Source organism: Streptosporangium sp. NPDC000563 (genome assembly GCF_040299985.1).
In the GTDB taxonomy this organism is placed as follows: Bacteria; Actinomycetota; Actinomycetes; order Streptosporangiales; family Streptosporangiaceae; genus Streptosporangium.
Window position 1 is genome coordinate 962076 of the sequence record NZ_JBEPDA010000001.1, and the last position, 14452, is coordinate 976527.

The window sequence follows — 14452 nt, forward strand, 5'->3', positions numbered from 1 at the left end:
CGCGGGGCGGGCTATATACGGGAAACGGATTTGAGAAGGAGTAACACCGCGCCCGGGGGCGGGCGGACCGGTCGCGCGCGGCGCCACGCGGGCGACGGCGGGGGTGCCGGGGCCTCGTCGACGGCCACCGGGTCACCGATGACCGGGCCGGTCGGCACCGGGGCGCGCGTACCGGTGATCTGCGCTCCGGCCGCCGCCCCGCACAGGTGGTGATCCTCCTCGGCGGGTGGTGGCGCCGGGCACGGTACGTGATCCGCGGGCACCTCCGCGCCGATCGCGGTGATGGGGCCGGCGGCGGCGGTGGTCGTGGTCGTGGTCGCGGTGGCCGGTGACCGATGGCCGGGGGCGTGGAAGTGCCCCCGGTGCGCGGGGGCCACGACGCACAGTGCCAGATGCATCAATATGACGGCGCCGAGCGCGGCCAGTCCCAGCGCGAGGGTGACGCCTCCGCGCTGCGCGACTCGCCGCATCGACACGATCATGACCACAAACGTACATTACCGTCTGCGGTCGCATGACTCCGGGGGGTTACTTTATGTCGCTAAAGGGTGCTAGATGGGTAGTTATGAGGGCAGAGGGGCCGGTGATGCCGATGTGGGGTATCTCGGTGGATCCGCTTCGGCCGGCCTCGCGATGGCCGGGATCGAGGTGGAGGTCCTCGACGGTGCGGGCGAGGCGCTGGACGCGCGTCCCGCGCATGGTTTCGTGTACGGATGGGCGCGGGGACGTCGCGTCACGGAGGGTGTCGTGGCAGCGGTCAGGGGGCTTGGAAACCGGCCTTGGTCAGTGCGTCCTTGCCCTGCTGTGACAGTACGAGGTCGACGAAGCGCTTCGCCGCCTCGGGGGCGGGTGCGCCGGACAGGGCCGCGATCGGGTAGTCGTTGATCGCTTTTTCGGCCTCGGGGAAGTCGATGCCCTGGACCTTGCCGCCGGAGGCGATGACGTCGGTCCTGTAGACGAGGGCGGCGTCGACCTCGCCGAGTTCGACCTTGGTGAGGGTGGCCTTGACGTCCTGCTCCAGGGTGACGGGGGTGACCTTGAGGCCGGCCGCGTCCAGGGCCTTGACCGCGGCGGCGCCGCAGGGCACCTGTTCGGCGCAGAGGGCGACCTTGACCTTCGGGTCGGCCAGGTCGGCCAGATCGTCGACCTTGGCCGGGTTGTCGGCCGGGACGGCGATCTGGAGGACGTTGCGCGCGAAGGTGGTCGGGGTCGTGGCCAGGGAGGCGTCGGTGACGGTCTTCATCGTGGCCGGGCTGGCGGCGGCGAAGACGTCGGCAGGGGCGCCCGCGACGATCTGCTGGGCCAGGGTGGCGCTGGAGCCGAAGCTGAAGCGCACCGTGGTGCCCGGGTTCGCGGCCTCGAAGGTCTTGCCCAGCTCGGTGAACGTGCCGGTCAGCGACGCGGCGGCGAGCACCGTCAACGTCGTGGTCCCGTCGCCGGAGGAGGCCGTGGTGGGGGCCGGGGTGTCGGAGCCGCAGCCGGACAGGACGGAGGCCAGCGTGAGGGCGAGGGGGGCCGCGACGGCCCACCGGGGAAGACGCCTGAACAACGGGGGCTCCTTACCGGCTCACCGTGCTGAGTCGAGACATCGTGAACAACCACACTACCTTCGCATATTCCTGCTCCAATGGCTAAATCACCTGGCAGTCATGCGCTATTGACCCCTTCTCCATCGCATGTGCGAGGGCCGTCCAGGTCATCGGAGCGGCACCGGACGGACGGGGCGGACGGATCGGCGGGGTGGCGAGTGGAGGGGCCCTGCGTTCCCCCTTGGGGGGCGACGCCCTGCTCGGTGCACAGCGGTCCGGCCTCCGGTCGGCCCGAACTCCATAAGAAATGGCTCTTGGGCTTCATAAGAAGCCCTTATGGCACGCCCATTGCTCCACTGGTATTGCCGCACATAGCGTGAATATCAGCCGTGGTCATATCGAGCGAAGGAGGAAATGTGAAATTTGGGATATATCCCGCTTACATCTGCGGCCGAGATGTCACCGGCGAGAACGCCCAGCTTGTTCACACGCTCGCCGCTCGGGCCCTTATCGAGGACACCTTCCCCACCCTGGGGCTCAAGCGTGATCTCGATCTGGGAATCACCGATTCGCACACCGCGGGGGAACGTGTCGTGGGGGCGTGCGTCGTCGCCGACGAGAGCATGACGACCCTCGCCCTGGAATCGGCCGCCGCCGCCGCGCCGCAATGGAGGCGCGTTCCGCTCGGCGAGCGAATCGAGATCGGACGCCGCATCGCGAAAAGAATTCTTGAGCACCTCGACCCCCTCGTCGAGATCCTCGTCGCCGAGGGCACGCCGCGCTCCGCGGCCCAAGGCATGATCGGCGGGCTCCCGTACACCAGCTGGAGCCGGGAGACCCTCGAATGGTGCGCCGAGCAGATGGAGTTCCGCCGTTGGGACGGCGACCGTGAGATGATCCTGCGTCGCGTTCCGGACGGGGTCGTCTGCATCAACCCACCCCAGAACGCCGCGGCGGTCAACGCGCTGAACGGCCTCACCTCCCTCATCGCGGGCAACACCGTGGTGGTACGCGCACCGCGGGGGGTCGCTCTCAGCTGCATGTACGCGATGCGGGAGATCGTGGCGCCGGTGCTCGAAGAGGCGGGAGCCCCGCCGGGAACGATCAACGCCCTCTGCGGGCCGCCCATGCTCGACGCCTGGATGGCGAGCGAGCACGTCGACGACATCCTCTATTTCGGGGGCAGCAAGAAGGGGCTCGAGTTCGAGGGCGAGTGCATCGCCGCGGGCAAGAAGCCGATCCTGGAGCTCGCGGGCAACGACTGCTGCGTGGTGTGGCACGACGCCGACCTGGACGCCACGGTGGAGACCCTCACCCAGTTCTTCATGAACTCCGGACAGATCTGCAACGTGCCCAACCAGGTGGTCGTCCATCCGGCGATCGCGGACGAGATCATCGAGCGGCTGGTCGTGGCCACCCGGAGGATCCAGCCGGGATACCCGGACGAGGCCGGTGTGGTGCTCACCCCGGTTCTGGGGGTCGACTGGTTCTTCGGCTGCCTGGGGGAGGCCCTTTCCAAAGGTGCGAAGCTCGTCCACGGTGGCCGCCGCCTCGAAGTGGACGGATCACCGTCCGAGACGGGGTTCTTCGTCGAGCCGAGCATCGTCCGTGTCGACGGGCTCGGCAACGCCAGATCGCTCTCGGTGGTCCGCGACGAGACCTTCTTCCCGCTTCTGCCGATCATCGTCCCCGACGCCGGGACGGATGACGAGGCTCTCCTGGAGGAGGTGCTGGCCTTCGTGAACACCAACGCGTACGGCCTGCGTAACTCCGTCTGGTCGACCGGGACCTCGACGATCGAGCGGTTCCTGGAGGGGGTCGTCAACGGCGGCAACCTGAAGATCAATGATTCGCACAGTGGCTTCCTGCCCTTCCTGCCCAACCAGGGCGGGCCCGGTCTCACCGGCGGTGCCTTCGGAGAGGCGAGCCACCCCATGCTGCGCACCACCCGCCTGCAGGGTGTCAGCGTCATCCGCCCGGCGGACTGAGAAGGAGCATGCGTCATGACATCTCGCATTCTGAAGGCCACGGTGCCGGCGACGGCGGCCGAGGTGATCGAACGGCTCGGCGACGAGGCGACATTCCCCGCGTACGCCCGTGACATCGTCTCCGTCTCCGACACCGGCGACGGGCTCCGCCAGTGGGTGCTGGCCTTCCGCGGAGGTACGGCGCGGTGGGTGCAGCGCAGTCAGGGGTCCGGAGACGGCTCGCAGCCGTACCGCATCGAGTTCGAGCAGGTCAGCGGGGATTTCCAGCACCTCAGGGGGGTGTGGACGAGCACGGACCTGCCCGAGGGCTGCGAGGTCGTGTTCGACGTGAACTACAGCACGAGCGTTCCCCACTTCGCGGGGGCGATCGACTCGGCCGTCGGGCGGGTGCTGATCCGCAGTGCCCACCAGATCATGTTCGCCGTCGGAGGCCCGGTGCGTGTCACGGCCGGCGGTCACCACCTGCGGGACCTGCCGGAGGGCTTCGTACCGGAAGGGATCACGGACGACGCGGTTCGGTGACCTCCGGAGTCCCGGATCCCCGGAGCTCCGAACGCTTCGGCCCGGGGACGGGCCTTCGCGTTCGTCGCCACGCCGGTGTTCCGAAGCACCGTCATCGGTGGGGCGACGAAGGCGGGGGCACCCGTCGGGCCCGGAGATCAGCGGGAACTGATCGACAAAGCGGTCATTGCTTGACGAAATAGGCGAATGGGGGAAATTTCGCCAGATGGTCACTCGCTTTCGCGACCCGACCGGGGTTCACAAGCAAAAAGCCTGGTCACCATTTCTGGTGACCAGGCTCTCGCTTCGGGACATTCAACGTCGGGGTGACAGGATTTGAACCTGCGGCCTCTTCGTCCCGAACGAAGCGCGCTACCAAGCTGCGCCACACCCCGGTCGCACGTCCGGACTTGCTCGTGCTTGGGAAAGTCTAGCGGACTTCGTGGGTGCTTGCGTCGCCACGGCGACGGGGCACCAGAGTGAGGAGGCTCGCCTCGGGATAGCAGGAGAAACGCGCCGGGGCGTAGGGGCTGGTGCCGAGACCGGCGGAGACGTGCAGGTAGGCGGAGTCGTGGCGGCTCATGCCCTTGACCCGGGCCCGGTCGATGCCGCAGTTGGTGACCAGCGCGCCGTAGAAGGGGACGCAGAGCTGACCGCCGTGGGTGTGCCCGGCGAGCAGCAGCTGGTAGCCGTCGGCGGCGAAACGGGTCATGTTGCGGGGCTCCGGCGAGTGCATCACGCCCAGGCGCAGGTCGGCCGCCGCCGGGGCGGGGCCGGCGATCAGGTCGTAGCGGTCGAGGTTGATGTGGGAGTCGTGGATGCCGCCCACCGCCACGTCGAGATCGCCGACCTTGAGGCGGGCGGTGGTGTTGTTCACGTCCAGCCAGCCCTCGGCGGCCATCGCGGCGCCCAGCTCCTCCCAGGGGAGGTTGGGGATCTTCTGCCCGTAGTCGGCCTTGGAGGTGCGCCAGAGGTAGCGCGCCGGGTTCTTCGGCCGCGGCTCGTACATGTCGTTGGAGCCGTAGACGAACAGGCCCGGGCGTGACAGCAGGGGCTCCAGGGCGTGCATGAGAGGCGCGACCGCGTCGGGGTGCGCGATGGAGTCGCCGGTGTTGACCACCAGGTCGGGGTTGAGGGCGCCGAGCGAGCGCACCCACTCGATCAGCCTCCGCCTGCCGGGGGTGAGGTGCAGGTCGGACAGGTGGAGGATGCGCACCGGCCGCTGTCCCGGCTCCAGAACGGGCACGTCGAAGCGGCGCAGCCGGAACGCGTTGCGCTCGACGACCGAGGCGTACGCGAGGCCGGCCAGGCCGACGCCGAACAGGGACAGGGGCACCGCGGCTGCTTTCCTCACCTTCTCATCATGCCCGAGATCGAGCCCTCGAACGGAAACTCGGGATACGGCGGGGCTGGTGAGGCGGCAAGATGGACATCATGAGCGCATTGAAGGACAAGCTGAAGGCCGATCTCACGGCCTCCATGAAGAGCAGGGACGAGATCCGCACCCGCACGATTCGCATGGCCCTCGCGGCCGTGAACGTCGAGGAGGTCTCGGGCAAGACGGCACGCGAGCTCAGTGACGACGAGATCGTCAAGGTGCTGGCCAAGGAGGCGAAGAAGCGCCGCGAGGCGGCCGAGGCGTTCAGCGGTGCCGGCCGGGTGGAGCAGGCCCAGGCCGAGGTCGACGAGCAGGCCGTGCTTGAGGCGTACCTGCCCGCGCAGTTGTCCGACGAGGAGCTCGCCGGGCTCGTGGACGAGGCCGTCGCCGAGAGCGGCGCCACCGGGCCGCAGGCCATGGGGCAGGTCATGAAGATCGTGAACCCGAAGGTCGCCGGACGCGCCGAGGGCGGTCGCGTCGCGCAGGCCGTACGGGCCCGCCTGGCGGCGTCCTGACCTGACGATCCGGCGGAGCTGAGCGGCCCTGCCACCGCGGCTGCCCGGCTGATCCGGGTGCGGGGCCGCACCGGCGACAACCGGTTCGCCCCGAACGAGGGGTGCGGGCCCCGGTGCGGGGCCCACGCGGCGAGAGCCCTGCTCGCCGGACCTCTCGGAGATCCGGCGAGCAGGGCTCCGACGGTTTTGAGGCCGCCTAACGGGACGGCGGGGCTTCGAGGGCGTTACTACGGGACGACCGGGGCGACCGGGGCGCCGCCGAACGGACCGAACGGGTCACCTCCGTTGACCTCCCGGCCGTCGCCGCCCGGCCTGAACGGGCCGTTGCCGTTGTCGCCCCGGTTGTCACCCCGGCGGTCTCCGGGGCCGTCTCCGGGGCCGTCACCGTCGCGCTTCGGCGGAGGCTTGGGCTCGCACCGGCCGGCGGAACAGCCGCCGAAGCGCGACATGTTCACCGGGGTGAAGGGAGTCGCCTCGACCCCCTTGAGCGCGCCGAGCATGGAGTTCTTCCAGATCCGCCCGGAGATCGAGGCGCCGTACACGTAGCTGTAGTAGCGCCCGCCGATGGTCACGCCGGTCAGGTCGTGCTTGAAGGCGCCGCGCGGGTCGCCGAGGCTGACCGCGGAGGCGAGATCGGGGGTGAACCCGGCGAACCAGGCGGCGGTGTAGGCGTCGGTGGTGCCGGTCTTGCCCGCCGCCGGCCGGCCGATGCCGCCGACCTCGGTCATCGTGCCCTTGGTGAAGACCCCGGACATGATGTGGGTGGCCGCGTCGGCGACCTCCTCGTCGAGGACCTGCTTGCACTTGGGCTTGTAGGAGGTCTTCTTGCCGTCGCGGTCGGTGCTCTCGGTGATCACCATCGGGGTGCAGTAGGTGCCGCGGGCGGCGATCGTCGCGTAGGCGGCGGAGACCGTCACCGGGTCCATCTCGTTGATGCCGAGGGTGAAGGTCTCGAACTCCTTCAGCGGCTCGCCGTCGGCACGCTTGATGCCCAGGCTCTTGGCCATCTTGACCGTGTCGCAGAGGCCGACCTCCTGCGACAGGCGCATGAAGAAGGTGTTCACCGAGCCCAGGGTGCCGGTCGTCAGGGTCTTGAAGCCGCCGCCGCCCTCGCTGGAGTTCTTGACCTCGTGGTTCGTGTCGCCGACCACGTTGCCCTTGCAGTCGCGGAACGCGCTCCTGCTGGGGGCCTTGTAGCCGGAACCGGTGCCGAAGCCGTCGTTCAGCTTCATGCCCTGGTCCAGGGCGGTCAGCAGGGTGAAGGGCTTGAACGTGGAGCCCGCCTGGAAGCCTGCTCCGCCGCCGTGCGTCCTGTCGCCGACGAGGTTGTAGCTGATCTCGTTCTTCTTCTTGTTCCTGCCGAACTTGCGGCTGGCGGCCATCGCCTTCACGGCGCCGGTGCCGGGGACGATCATCGCCTGCGAGGCGACCGGCTTGTCGCTGGTCTTGACGTACTGCTTGATCGCCTTCTCCGCGGCCTTCTGCGCCTTCGGGTCGAGCGTCGTCTTGATGACGAGGCCGCCCCGCTGCAGCAGCCTCTCGCGCTGCTTGCGGGTCTTGCCGAAGTCCTCGTTCGTGGCGATCTCATGCCGCACGTAGAGGCAGAAGTACGGGTAGGGGCTCTCCTCGCAGCCGCCGGGAGCCTCGACGTTCTTGTAGCCGAGCTTCTTCTTCTTGGCCTCCTCCGCCTCCTGCGGCGTGATCTTGCCGAGCTCGGCCATCCGGTTCAGCACGGTGTTGCGCCGAACCAGCAGCCGGTCGCGGGAGGCCTTGCCCGCGTTGGGATCGGTCACGCTCGGGTTCTGCACGGCTCCGGCGAGGGTGGCCGCCTCCCACAGGGTGAGCTTCGAGGCGGGCTTGTTGAAGAAGCGCTTGGACGCGGCCTGGATGCCGTAGGCGCCCGCGCCGTAGTAGGAGATGTTCAGGTAGCGCTCAAGGATCTCCGACTTGGTGTACTTCTCCTCGATGGCCAGCGCGTAGCGCAGCTCGTTGAGCTTCCTGGAGAGCGTGGGAGCGATAGCGGCCTCCTGCTCCTCCTTGCTCTCCGCGGCGTTGACCAGCACGAGCTTGACGTACTGCTGCGTGATGGAGGAGCCGCCCTGGACGACCCCGCCGCCGGAGACGTTCTTCACGGCCGCGCGGAAGGTGCCCTCCAGGTCGATCGCCCCGTGCTCGTAGAACCGGAAGTCCTCGATCGCCACGATCGCCGTCTTCATGACGTCGGCGACCGCGTCCAGCTTCACCGACTCGCGGTTCTCGAAGTAGAACTGGGCGAACTGCTTGCCGTTGGCGTCGAGCAGGGTGGTCTTCTCCGCGAGTGGGGGCTCCTGGAGCTCTTCGGGGAGAAGGCGTAGCTCGTCCGCCGCCGCGTTCACCGTCAGCCCCGCGCCACCCACCGTCGGAAGCGCCACGGCGGCGACCAGCACACCCGTGACGGTCGCCGCGCCGAGCAGCTTCACCACGTTACCGATCGCGCCGATCACAGACCGCTGGTCTTTGCCTTGAGCTTGCACGAGTCCCAGAGTACGTCGGGCAGATGACCCATACGGTAACGGAACGCCATCTTAGTTTGGCTTTGTCCTGTATCTCGGGCAGGTGACTAGTCATTCCCGGCCAGATGGCCGTGGATGACCATGTGAGAATTTGGTCCCGCCGGGGTCTGTCGGCCCGAACGTCTGGTTGCGTACGTTCTCTTTCTGCAGCAATTGAATACCGAGGCCTGACGCCCGCGCCCGTCGGCCCAAGTCACGACTGACCACCTAAAGGGGAGTGGGGTCGAATGTGGATCACGGATTGGACCTCCCGTGCGGCCTGTAAGGGTGCGGATCCTGACGCATTGTTCGTTCAGGGCGCTGCCCAGAACCGAGCGAAGCTGATCTGCCGAGGATGCCCGGTCCGGACCGAGTGCCTCGCCGATGCGTTGGACAATCGCATCGAGTTCGGGGTGTGGGGCGGGATGACCGAGCGCGAACGCCGAGCGCTGTTGCGTCGGCGACCGGATGTCGACTCCTGGCGGGACCTGCTGGAGTTGGCCAAAGAGGAGTACGAGCGGACTAACGAGCTGATCGCCGGCTGAGTTCGCGCCGATCCCGTACGGCCGGCGCCGGGCGTCGGCCGTACATGCGTATAACGATTGTATGAAGGTCAGGGAGTGTGCCGCCGGGCGCGCTCCCTGACTCGTTTCCTCCTCCCGGAGACCGCGGAGGCCGGAGGGAGGCGCCTCCTGGCGGGCGGCCGGGAGGCGCCGGGCCGCACCGGCCGATCGGTCGGCGTCCGGGCGTCCCCTAGCGGGCGGCCAGAAGCCGACCCACCTCGCGCAGTCCTTCCAGGTCGTGCACGTCCTGCGCCATCGCGGGGACCCGCGCGACGGGCACCGTGGGATGGGCGGAGACGAAGTGCTCCTCCTCGCGCTGCTCGCGGGCGGCCAACTGCATTCGTCCGGCGTGCAACCGCAGCACGGCCGAGGTGAGCTCGTGCTCGCCGCGCGACTCCAGGTCCTCGGCGGCGGCGGTGCTCCGCGCCCCGGACAGCATGGAGGCGGGTGAGCGGTGCACCCGGTTGACCACGAGACCCGCGAGGGGCATGCGCTCCTCGGCGAGCCTCTCCACGAAGTAGGACGCCTCGCGCATCGCGTCGCGCTCGGGCGAGGCGACGACGACGAACGCCGTCCCCGGGGCCTGCAGAAGCCGGTAGGTCTGCTCCGCCCGAGCCCTGAAACCGCCGAAGACGGCGTCCAGCGCGGACACGAACGTCTGCAGGTCCTTGAGCACCTGCGCGCCCAGCAACTTGGTCAACGCCCCGGCGACGATGCCGAAACCGGCGTTGAACAGCTTGAACGCGCTGCGTCCCCCGGCCTTGGCGGGAAGCATGAGCAACCGGATGAGCTTGCCGTCGAGGAAGCGGCCGAGCCGCTCGGGGGCGTCGAGGAAGTCGAGGGCGGAGCGGGACGGCGGGGTGTCGACGACGATCAGATCCCAGTCGTCCGACCGCCTGAGCTGGCCCAGCTTCTCCATCGCCATGTACTCCTGCGTGCCGGAGAAGCTGGACGACAGGGACTGGTAGAAGGGGTTCGTCAGGATCTGACGGGCTCGCTCGGGGTCGGCGTGCGCCTCGATGATCTCGTCGAAGGTCCGCTTCATGTCGAGCATCATGGCGTGCAGACGGCCCTCCCCCTCGACGTCCGTGACGGGCCTGGGGGTGTTGTCGAGCTCGGTGAGCCCCATCGACTGCGCGAGCCGCCGCGCGGGGTCGACCGTGAGCACCACGGCGGAACGACCCCGCTCGGCCGCGCGCAGTCCCAGCGCCGCGGCGGTGGTGGTCTTCCCGACACCGCCGGAACCGCAGCAGACGACGATGCGGGTGTTCGGGTCGTCGATGATCGCGTCGAGGTCGAGGAACGGGGGGGTCTTCACGCTGCTCCCTGGTTGCGGATCGCTTCCGCCAGCTCGTACAGCCCGGCCAGATCCACCCCGTCGGCCAGCAGCGGCAGGTCGTAGCGAGGGCGGGCGGCCTCGTCCAGCGCCAGTCTCTCCTGCCGCTCCAGCTCGGTGCGGTGGGCGTGCTCGGCGATCTCCTCGCTCAGGGCCTCGGCCACCGTGACCGCGGCGGAGCCGCCGTCGGTGAGCCCCGCGGCCTTGAGGCCGAGTGCCAGCTCGCCCGGGTCGAACCTGCCCTCGGCGGCGGCCTCCAGGACCGGGGCGGGGAGCAGCGACTCGCGGATCATGTTGACGAAGATCCCACCGGGCGGAAGCCCGGCGGCGCGAAGCTCGCGCAGGCCGTCCAGGGTCTCCTGGACCGGCATCTCCTCCAGGAGCGTGACGAAGTGCACGGCGGTCTCCGGGGAGGACACGACGCCGTTCACCAGGTCGGCGTGGTTCTTGATCGGGCCGACCCTCGCCAGCCCCGCGACCTCGTTGGTGACGTTGAGGAAGCGTGCGATCCTGCCCGTCGGCGGCGCGTCCAGCACGACCGCGTCGTAGACCCTCCTGCCGTTCTTGCCCTTGCGCCGGACGGCCTCGCTCGTCTTGCCGGTGACCAGGACGTCGCGGAAGCCGGGGGCGATGGTGGTGGCGAAGTCGACGATGCCGATCTTGCTGAGCGCCCTGCCCGCCCTGCGCATGCCGTAGAACAGCTCGAGATATTCGAGCATGGCCTCCTCGGCGTCGACGGCCAGCGCGTAGACGTCCCCGCCGTCGGGCGCGACGGCGATCTTGCGCTCCTCGTACGGCAGCGGTGGCAGGTCGAAGACCCGGGAGATCCCCTGGCGGCCCTCGACCTCGACCAGCAGGACCTTTCCACCACCCGCCGCGAGGGCGAGCGCGAGTGCGGCGGCGACCGTGGTCTTGCCGGTCCCGCCCTTGCCTGTGACGACGTGAAGGCGTACGCCGTCCCAATCGGTGTCGCGAGCTCTCACTCTTCGAAGGCTACCCAACCGGTACTTGACAACTCCTCGGCGCCTTCCTCCGGAGGCTCCCCGAGCGCGGGCACCCGCACCGTTCCCCACCCGAGGAGGGCGGACCGGCACGGACGGCCACCCGCTCGGGAGTGCCGCGGCCGAGCGGGCGTGCGACCGTTTTCCGCTGGTCGCCGGGGTGAAGCGGGCCGCGGGCGTCGGAGCCGGACCCGGCGCGCGGCCCGGTGAACCGTACGCCGCCGTCTCGCTAATCGATCGGATGCGGAAAGTAAATATGCAGATTCTCACAGCCTCCCGGGGTGGACCGTCCTGATCGTCGGTCCGGGCCCGCCCGGGGACGGGTGAGGGAGGCGAGACGCCCGAGAGGGCGCGGTGGGCCGTTCGCCGCGAGCGGTCTCGCTAATGTGTCCCGCATGACGAAATGGGAGTACTCGACGGTGCCGCTGCTGGTCCACGCGACGAAGCAGATTCTCGACAACTGGGGGCAGGACGGCTGGGAGCTCGTCCAGGTCGTGCCCGGCCCCAACCCCGAGCAGCTGGTCGCCTACCTGAAGCGGCCCAAGCAGTGACAGGCGAGGAGAGACTGGCCGAACTCGGCCTGATCCTGCCGGAGGTGGTGCCGCCGCTGGCGGCGTACGTCCCGGCGGTACGTTCCGGCGGCCACGTCCACACCTCGGGGCAGCTCCCGATCGTGGACGGCAAGCTGATGGCGACCGGGAAGGTCGGCGCCGAGGTGGACGTCGAGGACGCCTACGCGCTCGCGAGGGTGTGCGCGCTCAACGCCCTCGCCGCGGTCGCGTCGGCGGCCGGGGGATTGTCGAACATCGTGCGGATCGTCAAGGTGGTCGGCTTCGTGGCCAGCGCCCCTGACTTCACCGGGCAGCCGCAGGTCGTCAACGGCGCGAGCGACCTGTTCGCCGCGGTGCTCGGCGACGCGGGCAGGCATGCCCGTAGCGCGGTCGGCGTCGCCGTCCTCCCGCTGGACGCGCCGGTCGAGGTCGAGGTGATCGCCGAGGTTCGCTGAAGGTCGTCAGGGGGTCCGGAGTCGAGAAGGGCCCCTGACGGCCCGGTGGGCTTCGCCGGCGGCGGCTGAGGTCTCTCAGATGGATGAGGCTCGGCGGGGCCGTACGGGCGCGGTGAGGGCCCGCCGGAGCCGTGTGGGTGCGCCCGCCGGGCGGGGCGGCTCCGCGGGCCGGTGACAGCCCGCCGCATGCCGGTTTTTATCCGGATGAGGCTGCATCTGTCGTAGCGAGGCTGTTTTTATCTGGGTTTAGCCGGATGGAACAACGATTGTCCGAATGGTGCGGTGGTTGTCCGGGGCGGCGGCCGTGCCACATGATGGACCTGAAACCGAGTGATGTTCTGGTGGAGGGTGTCAAATGGGCGGTATCCCGCTCCCCGGTGAGCTGGGCGAACGTGCACGCGACATTCTGGCCGGGCGGGTGGCCCCCGTCCCGGCCAGGGACGCCGCCACCGTGGTCGTCCTCCGCGAGGACGCCGGCGGGCTGGAGGTCTACCTGTTGCGGCGCAGGGCGAGCATGGCCTTCGCCGCCGGGGCCTACGTGTTCCCCGGCGGGTCGGTCGACCCGCGCGACACCGACCAGGTGATCGCCTGGGCCGGTCCCCCGCCCGCCGCCTGGGGCGAGATCTTCCGCGCGGACGAGCGGACCGCGAGGGGCCTGGTGTGCGCCGCCGTACGGGAGACGTTCGAGGAGTCGGGGGTGCTGCTCGCCGGACCGTCCGCGGAGTCCGTCGTGTCCGACACCACCGGCGACGACTGGGAGGCCGACCGGCTCGCCCTGATCGGCAAGACCCTCTCCTTCGCCGACTTCCTCGACAGGCGCGGCCTGGTCCTCCGCGCCGACCTGCTCCGTCCCTGGACGCACTGGATCACCCCCGAGGTCGAGGCCAGGCGCTTCGACACCCGGTTCTTCGTCGCGGCGCTACCGCCGGGCCAGCTCACCCGCGACGTCGGCGGCGAGGCCGACCAGGTCGCCTGGGTGCGGCCCGCCGACGCGCTCGGCCAGGGCGAGACCGGCCAGATCTTCCTGATGCCCCCGACGCACCGCACGCTCACCGAGTTGAGCGCCTACGAGAGGGTGCCCGAGGTGCTCGCGGCCGAGCGTGAGATCGTGACGTTCATGCCGGAGATCGCCGAGGTGGACGGGGAGATGCGCATCGTGCTCGACGACGACTACCGGTTCGGTGCGCGATGAGCGGGTTGCGGATCCCCCTGGAGGGGCCCGACGGCGCCGGCACGGACCACGCGTTCAACCTCCTCGCCCCCAACCCCTCCGAGATGACCCTGGACGGTACGAACACCTGGGTGATCGGCCTTCCCACGGGCGCGGAGGAGGTGTTCGTCGTCGACCCGGGACCGGACGACCACGAGCACCTTTCGCGGGTCGCCGGGCACCTGGCGGGCCGCCGGGTCGCCGCGATCCTGCTCACCCACGGCCACCACGACCACAGCGGCGGCGCCGCGACGTTCGCCGGACTGGTCGGCGCGCCCGTCAGGGCGCTGGACCCCGCGCACCGGCTGGGCGAGGAGGGGCTCGGCGACGGAGACGTGCTCACGGCCGGGGACCTGGAGGTTCACGTCGTGGGCACACCCGGCCACTCGTTCGACTCGCTCTGCTTCTGGCTGCCGCAGGACCGGGCGATCCTCACCGGCGACACGGTGCTCGGCCGGGGTACCACCGTGATCGCCTCGGACGGCGACCTGGCCGACTACCTGCGCTCCCTCGACCTGCTGCGGGCGAAGGCCGAGGGGGTCGGGGCCGAGGCGCTGCTGCCCGGCCACGGTCCGGTGCTGCCCGACCCGATCGGCGCCCTCGACGGCTACATCGCGCACCGGCGGCGGAGACTGGACCAGATCCGGGAGGCGCGGCGGCGGGGCGCGACGACGCCCTCGGAGATCGTCGAGATGGTCTACGCGGACGTGGACAGGGCGCTCCGGCCCTACGCCGAGATGTCGGTCCGCGCGCAGCTCGCCTACCTCGACGACTAGAGACGGTCCTCGACGGTCGGAGACGGTCGGGCCGGCCTCTGAGGGCGGTCCGCTCCGTTGGGGGATCCCGTTCGGAACGGTCCTTTTTCCGGCGAACCACCCTCCGCGCGCACTTCCT

The 14452-nt window shown here is 69.7% G+C and carries 14 protein-coding genes and 1 tRNA gene; 8 read left to right on the plus strand and 7 right to left on the minus strand.

What is annotated here, in order from left to right; translation table 11 throughout:
* Positions 1–11 precede the first annotated feature (11 nt).
* A complete protein-coding gene (locus ABT352_RS04500; RefSeq protein ID WP_350942467.1) occupies positions 12–482 on the minus strand; it encodes a hypothetical protein in 471 nt (156 codons plus the stop codon).
* A 275-nt stretch (positions 483–757) separates the two neighbouring features.
* Complete coding sequence (gene modA, locus ABT352_RS04505) at positions 758–1549, minus strand: molybdate ABC transporter substrate-binding protein (RefSeq protein ID WP_350942468.1); 792 nt, start codon at positions 1547–1549, stop codon at positions 758–760.
* Between the two features lie 396 nt (positions 1550–1945).
* Between modA and ABT352_RS04510 the strand changes: the two genes are divergently transcribed.
* Positions 1946–3517 (plus strand): aldehyde dehydrogenase family protein, encoded by a 1572-nt coding sequence (locus ABT352_RS04510; RefSeq protein WP_350942469.1) that lies wholly within the window; start codon positions 1946–1948, stop codon positions 3515–3517.
* A gap of 15 nt (positions 3518–3532) precedes the next feature.
* Positions 3533–4039, plus strand: a complete 507-nt coding sequence (locus tag ABT352_RS04515; RefSeq protein WP_350942470.1) for a type II toxin-antitoxin system RatA family toxin — start codon at positions 3533–3535, stop codon at positions 4037–4039.
* 300 nt (positions 4040–4339) lie between these two features.
* Here ABT352_RS04515 and ABT352_RS04520 read toward each other — a convergent pair.
* Positions 4340–4413 (minus strand) — tRNA-Pro (locus ABT352_RS04520).
* A 35-nt stretch (positions 4414–4448) separates the two neighbouring features.
* On the minus strand, positions 4449–5372 hold the full coding sequence (locus ABT352_RS04525; protein WP_350942472.1) for a metallophosphoesterase: 924 nt from the start codon (positions 5370–5372) through the stop codon (positions 4449–4451).
* 80 nt (positions 5373–5452) lie between these two features.
* On the opposite strand from ABT352_RS04525, the gene ABT352_RS04530 reads away from it, so the two are divergent.
* Positions 5453–5911 (plus strand): GatB/YqeY domain-containing protein, encoded by a 459-nt coding sequence (locus ABT352_RS04530; protein WP_350942474.1) that lies wholly within the window; start codon positions 5453–5455, stop codon positions 5909–5911.
* 227 nt (positions 5912–6138) lie between these two features.
* Here ABT352_RS04530 and ABT352_RS04535 read toward each other — a convergent pair whose 3' ends face one another.
* Positions 6139–8424, minus strand: a complete 2286-nt coding sequence (locus ABT352_RS04535) for a transglycosylase domain-containing protein (RefSeq protein WP_350942475.1) — start codon at positions 8422–8424, stop codon at positions 6139–6141.
* 266 nt (positions 8425–8690) lie between these two features.
* Between ABT352_RS04535 and ABT352_RS04540 the strand changes: the two genes are divergently transcribed.
* The gene (locus ABT352_RS04540; protein ID WP_012887233.1) at positions 8691–8987 is read left to right on the plus strand and encodes a WhiB family transcriptional regulator; all 297 of its coding nucleotides are present in this window, start codon (positions 8691–8693) and stop codon (positions 8985–8987) included.
* Between the two features lie 208 nt (positions 8988–9195).
* Here ABT352_RS04540 and bagB read toward each other — a convergent pair whose 3' ends face one another.
* Complete coding sequence (gene bagB, locus ABT352_RS04545) at positions 9196–10323, minus strand: ATPase BagB (protein WP_350942476.1); 1128 nt, start codon at positions 10321–10323, stop codon at positions 9196–9198.
* The gene (bagA, locus tag ABT352_RS04550) at positions 10320–11324 is read right to left on the minus strand and encodes an ATPase BagA (protein WP_350942477.1); all 1005 of its coding nucleotides are present in this window, start codon (positions 11322–11324) and stop codon (positions 10320–10322) included. Before bagA ends, bagB begins: the two co-directional genes overlap by 4 nt.
* A gap of 413 nt (positions 11325–11737) precedes the next feature.
* Between bagA and sp36 the strand changes: the two genes are divergently transcribed.
* The 4 genes from sp36 (at position 11738) to ABT352_RS04570 (ending at position 14334) form a co-directional block, all read left to right on the plus strand.
* On the plus strand, positions 11738–11893 hold the full coding sequence (gene sp36 / locus ABT352_RS04555) for a Sp36 family protein (RefSeq protein ID WP_012887236.1): 156 nt from the start codon (positions 11738–11740) through the stop codon (positions 11891–11893).
* Positions 11890–12348, plus strand: a complete 459-nt coding sequence (locus ABT352_RS04560; RefSeq protein ID WP_350942478.1) for a RidA family protein — start codon at positions 11890–11892, stop codon at positions 12346–12348. The genes sp36 and ABT352_RS04560 overlap by 4 nt, the downstream gene beginning before the upstream one ends.
* A 355-nt stretch (positions 12349–12703) precedes the next feature.
* Entirely contained in the window at positions 12704–13540 is an 837-nt protein-coding gene (locus tag ABT352_RS04565; RefSeq protein ID WP_350942479.1) for an NUDIX hydrolase, read from the plus strand.
* A complete protein-coding gene (locus tag ABT352_RS04570) occupies positions 13537–14334 on the plus strand; it encodes an MBL fold metallo-hydrolase (protein ID WP_350942480.1) in 798 nt (265 codons plus the stop codon). Before ABT352_RS04565 ends, ABT352_RS04570 begins: the two co-directional genes overlap by 4 nt.
* Positions 14335–14452 lie beyond the last annotated feature (118 nt).